This is a genomic window from Streptomyces sp. CNQ085 (assembly GCF_022614595.1).
GTDB lineage: Bacteria > Actinomycetota > Actinomycetes > Streptomycetales > Streptomycetaceae > Streptomyces.
Window position 1 is genome coordinate 5,865 of sequence record NZ_JAJFAU010000156.1, and the last position, 5,303, is coordinate 11,167.

3 protein-coding genes are annotated in these 5,303 nt (G+C 75.6%); 1 reads left to right on the plus strand and 2 read right to left on the minus strand.

Going from position 1 to position 5,303, the window contains the following annotated elements; translation table 11 throughout:
• A partial coding sequence (locus LJ221_RS20745) for a glycoside hydrolase family 20 protein (protein ID WP_241718244.1) occupies window positions 1–1,575 on the plus strand: 1,575 nt, incomplete at its 5' end.
• Window positions 1,576–1,605: 30 nt separating this feature from the next.
• On the opposite strand, the gene LJ221_RS20750 is transcribed toward LJ221_RS20745, so the two are convergent.
• Both LJ221_RS20750 and LJ221_RS20755 read right to left on the minus strand, forming a co-directional pair.
• On the minus strand, window positions 1,606–2,514 hold the full coding sequence (locus tag LJ221_RS20750) for an ABC transporter permease (protein ID WP_241718245.1): 909 nt from the start codon (window positions 2,512–2,514) through the stop codon (window positions 1,606–1,608).
• On the minus strand, window positions 2,511–5,261 hold the full coding sequence (locus LJ221_RS20755; RefSeq protein WP_241718246.1) for an alpha/beta fold hydrolase: 2,751 nt from the start codon (window positions 5,259–5,261) through the stop codon (window positions 2,511–2,513). Before LJ221_RS20755 ends, LJ221_RS20750 begins: the two co-directional genes overlap by 4 nt.
• Window positions 5,262–5,303 lie beyond the last annotated feature (42 nt).

Sequence of the window (5,303 nt, forward strand, 5' to 3'; positions counted from 1 at the left end):
CCCCCCGCCGCCACGGCCGTCACACTCCTCGTACTGCCGGACGGCACGGGTGACGGCGGGGAACCGGACGAGGGCACCCGCAGGACCCCGGACGCGCCCGCCGCCACCCTGCCCGCCGCCACCCTGCCCGCCGCTCCCGCCACCGTCCCCGCCGTACGCCGGTGGGCGCCCGAGCCCGGCGTCGGCTGGCAGCCCGCCCCTGGCACCCGCGTCGTGGCCGACCCCGGCGGGCCGCTCGCCGACGAGGCCGAGCTGCTCGCCGGGGAGCTGGACGTGGAGCACTCCGGCGGGCCGGCCGGGCCCGGCGACATCGAGCTGAGGCTGGACTCCGCCAACTCCGACAAGGGGTACGGAGGCCGTGAGGGATACATGCTGAGAGCCGACACCGGCCGGGTCACCGTCACCGGCCGCACCGACGCCGGCGTCTTCTACGGCACCCGCACCCTCCTGCAGGCCCTCCGGGGCGGCGGCTCGATCCCCCGCGGCACCGTCCGCGACTGGCCCGACCGCCCGCAGCGCGGCTTCATGCTCGACATCGCCCGCAAGCACTTCGGCGCGGAGTGGATCGAGGACCGCATCCGCGAGATGGGCGACCTCAAGCTCAACCAGCTCCAGCTCCACCTCTCCGATGACCAGGCCTTCCGCGTCGAGAGCGACTCCCACCCCGAGGTCGTCTCCGACCCCCACCTCACCAAGGACGAACTGCGCCGGATCGTCGAACTGGCCAACTCCCGGCACATCACCGTCATCCCCGAGATCGACTCGCCCGGCCACCTCGGCGCGGTGCTCGACGCCCACCCCGAGCTCCGGCTCCACGACGCCGACGGTGATCCGGCGCCCGGCGCGATCGACATCTCCGACCCGCGCTCGGCGCGCCTGGTGGACGATCTGCTGCGCGAGTACGCGCCCATCTTCCGCGACCAGATGGGCTCCGGTCCCTACTGGCATCTGGGCGGCGACGAGTACCGGGCGCTGACGCGCTCCGACCCCGAGGCCGCCTACCCGGAGCTGGCCGGGACCGCCCGCCGCGAGCACGGGCCCCGGGCCCGGGTGCGGGACCTGGCGGCGGCCTGGCTCAACGACCGCGCCGAGACCGTGCGCAAGGCGGGCTTCACACCCCAGGTGTGGAACGACGGACAGCACGCCGGCGGGATCGTCGAACCGGGCCGCCCCCGGCAGGTCGCCTACTGGACGGGCAAGGAGATCGGCGCCCGGCCGCCCGGGGAGTACCTGCGCGAGGGCTGGGAGGTGGTCAACCTCAACGACGAGTACCTCTACTACGTCCTCGGCGAGCCCAACGAGTTCACCTACCCGACCGGGGAGCGGATCTACGAGGAGTGGACCCCGGCCGTGCTGCGCGGCACCGAGCCCGAGCCGGCGGAGCTGACCGGGCCGGACCGCGTGGTGGGCGGGCGGCTGGCCGTCTGGTGCGACCTGTCGGGCGCGCAGACGACGGCCGAGGTCGCCCGGGGGGTGCGCATGCCGCTGCGGGCCGTGGCGCAGAAGCTGTGGGACCCCTCCCCGCCCGCCCTGGAGTGGGGGGACTTCCGGGCCCTGTCGGACCGGGTGACGTAACGGGGAGAGCCGTACCGTCCGGCAGGCGGCTCACGAGACGATGTCCTTGGTGCGGAAGTGGCGGAAGGCCAGGGCGAACAGCACCAGCGCGTACGCCACGGACACCGACGCGCCCCGCAGCATCCCGCCCGTCTCCAGCTCCGGCTGGAAGACGTCCGCCCAGGCGAACTGCCAGTGCGCGGGCAGCAGCTCCCGCCAGTCGCCCAGCGCCGTGACCGCGTCCAGGATGTTGCCCACGATCGTCAGCCCGATCGCGCCGCCGACCGCGCCCAGCGGCGCGTCGGTGACCGTGGACAGCCAGAACGCCAGCCCGGCCGTCACCAACTGGCCCACGAAGACGTACGCCACCGCCAGCGCCAGCCGGCCCAGCGCCTCGCCCGTCGGCAGTGTGCCGCCGGTGGGCAGCTCCAGCGGGCCCCAGCCGTACGCCGCTGATCCCGCGGCCAGCGCCACCAGCGGCAGCAGCGCCATCGCCGCCGCGCTGAACGCCAGCGCCACCGCCAGCTTGCCCAGCAGCAGCTTCGAGCGCGGCACGGGGGCCGCCAGCAGATAGCGCAGCGAGGACCAGCTCGCTTCGGAGGCCACCGTGTCGCCGCAGAACAGCGCCACCGGCACCACCAGCAGGAAGCCGGCGGAGACGAACAGCGCCATGGCGGCGAAGTTCAGTCCGGAGGCGGTGGCGGTGTCCATCAGGTTGATGCGCCGGCCGCCGCGCTCGGGCTCGCCGCCGATCGCGAAGGCCGCGATCAGCACGAACGGCAGCGCGGCCAGAACCAGGCCGGTCACCAGGGTGCGGCGGCGCCGCAGCTGGCGCACCGCCTCCACTCGCAGCGGCAGGGTGCGCCGCGGGTGGTAGCCGGGCGCCGCGCCCGACGGGTCCGCACCGGACGGGCCCGGCACGGGCGCGGTGGTGGGAGGAGTGGGGGCGGGGGCGGTCATCGGGACTCCCCTCCGATCAGGGTGAGGAAGGCGTCCTCCAGGCGACGGTGCGGCCCGGCGCGCTCCACCGGCACCTCCAGCCGCAGGAGTTCGGTCAGCAGCTGCGTGGTGGTGGCGCCGTCGAGGCGCACCAGCAGCCCCTCGTCGACGGCGACGGCCGAACCCACGCCGGGCAGGGCCGCCACCTTCTCCGGCAGCGCCTCCGGAACCGGGCCCCGCACCCCGACGAGCACGGTGTCGCCGGAGCCGGTGATCTCCTCCACCGGCCCCGCCCGCACCAGCTCGCCGCGGTCCATGACCACCAGATGCGTACAGGTCTGCTCGACCTCGGCCAGCAGGTGGCTGGAGACGATCACGGTACGGCCGGCCGCCGCGTAGCGGATCATCACGTCTCGCATCTCCCGGATCTGGGGCGGGTCCAGACCGTTGGTCGGCTCGTCCAGGATCAGCAGATCCGGCAGACCCAGCATGGCCTGGGCGATCGCCAGCCGCTGCCGCATGCCCTGGGAGTAGGTGCGTACCGCGCGCTCCAGGGCGTCGCCGAGCCCGGCGATCTCCAGCGCCTCCTCGGTGTGGGCGTCCCCCTCGGGACGGCCGGTGGCCCGCCAGTACAGCTCCAGGTTGGCCCGGCCCGACAGATGCGGCAGGAAGCCGGCGCCCTCGACGAACGCGCCGACCCGCGACAGCACGGGCGCGCCGGGCCGGATCACCCGGCCGAAGACCCTGATCTCACCGCTGTCGGGCGTGATCAGGCCCATCAGCATCCGCAGGGTGGTGGTCTTGCCGGCGCCGTTGGGGCCGAGCAGGCCGAGTACCTGGCCGCGCTCCACCCGGAAGGACAGGTCGCGCACCGCGTAGCGGTCGGCCGAGCCCGCGTACCGCTTGGACAGGCCGCTGATCTCCAGTGGGACGTCCTCGGGTGCGGAGCCCGCCCGCGGCACGGCGGCGGGCCCGGCAGGCGCGGCGGGCGCGGTCCTGCGGCGGCGACCGGTCAGCAGCAGCACCGCCGCCACGGCCGCGCCGGCCGACGGCATGCCCCACACCCACCACGGGGTGCCGGCCGCCGGGGCGGCCAGGCCGGGCACGGTCGGCACGCTCAGCCCGTCCCCCGCGAGGGAGACGGTGTAGGCGGCGGGCTCGGCTGGCGAGGCGTAGGCCAGATCGGTGGCGGAGAACACCACCCGCATGCGGTGCCCGGCCTCGAAGCGGTGGTCGATCGCCGGCAGCCGCACCTCCACGTCCCGGCCCTCCCCGGCCCCGGTGACCCGCAGCGGCGCCACCAGCTGGGAGGGCAGCACCTGGCGTCCGTCGGGGCCCACGTCGTAGACCTTGGCGAACAGCACCGCCTTCCCGGACGTGGAGGCGACCTCCACGCGTACCGAGGGAGCGCCGGTGACCTGGACGGCCTCGGCCAGCGGAGCCGACTCGAAGCGGGCGTGCTGGCCGGGGTAGTCCACCGACAGGCCGCCCCCCAGGCCCGACAGCCCGCCCACGGCGCTCAGGCCGGGGACGGCGGAGACGGCGGGCGGGCCGCCGCCGGCCGGGTTGGCGAAGGTCTGCCCGCGCCCCCGCAGCTCCACGGTCCGGCCGCCGGAGGCCAGGCCGGGGTAGCGCTCGGCCGTGGCGGCCCGCAGCCGGGTCTCGCCGTCGGTGGTGTCCATGCCGCCGGTGCGGGTGACGCGGAAGGCCGGGCCGGTGTCCACGCCCTCCTCGCCCTTGAGGTGGCGGTCGAACCAGGTGCGGGTGCGGTCGTCCAGCCGCTCGTCCTCGGACGGGCCGCCGTCGTGACCGCCGGCGATCCACTCCACCGCCACCGGCGCGCCGTTGGAGCGGATCGCATCCGCCATGGCGTCGGCTTGGCCGAGCGGGAAGAGCGAGTCGGAGCGGCCCTGGACGATCAGCGCCGGTACGTCGATGCGGTCGGCGACGGCCGCCGGGCTGCGCTCGCGCAGCAGCTCGCGCGCCTCCTCGTCCGGTTCCCCGGCGACGGCGACCCGCTCGTACATCGCGCACAGTTCCGTGGTGAACCGGCCGCAGCCCACCCGCTCGGAGGCCGGCCCGGCCGTGGGGGCGCCGCTGCCCGAGACGGTGGAGCCGGTGGTGAAGAAGATCCCGGTCCACAGCTCCTTGAAGACGCCGTCCGGGAAGAGTGCCTGGGACAGGTCCCAGTAGGTGATGCGCGGGGCGACGGCGTCGACCCGCTCGTCGTACCCGGCGGCCAGCAGCGAGACCGCGCCGCCGTAGGAGGCGCCGGCCACGCCCACCCGGGGGTCGCCCTCGCCGTCGAGGCGGACCTCGGGCCGTTTCGCCAGCCAGTCGATCAGGGCGCTGACGTCGGCGACCTCCCGGTCGGGGTCGTTCAGCCCGATCCGGCCGGTGGAGGCGCCGAAGCCGCGGGCCGACCAGGTCAGCACCGCGTAGCCGGAGCGGGCCAGCTCCTCGGCCTGGTCGCGCAGTTCGGCCTTGCTGCCGCCGAAGCCGTGGCCCAGCAGGACCGCGGGGCGGCGGACTCCGGGATCGCCGGCGGTGAAGTAGGAGGTGTCGATCCGGACGGTGTCCCCGCCGTCTCCGCCGCCTCTGCCGTTCCCGGCCTCCGGTGATTCGGGCAGGGTGAGCTTCCGCTCGGTGTGGCGCACGGCGGGGGCGTCGTCCGGAAGGGCCGCCCACACACCGCCCCCTACGAGGACGGCGGCGGCGGCCCCCGCCGCGAGCAGCCGTCCGCGGGGCCTGGGCAGTCGGAGATCCATGACCCGACCCTACGTCGGCGCCCCGCCCGGCCGGCGGGGCGC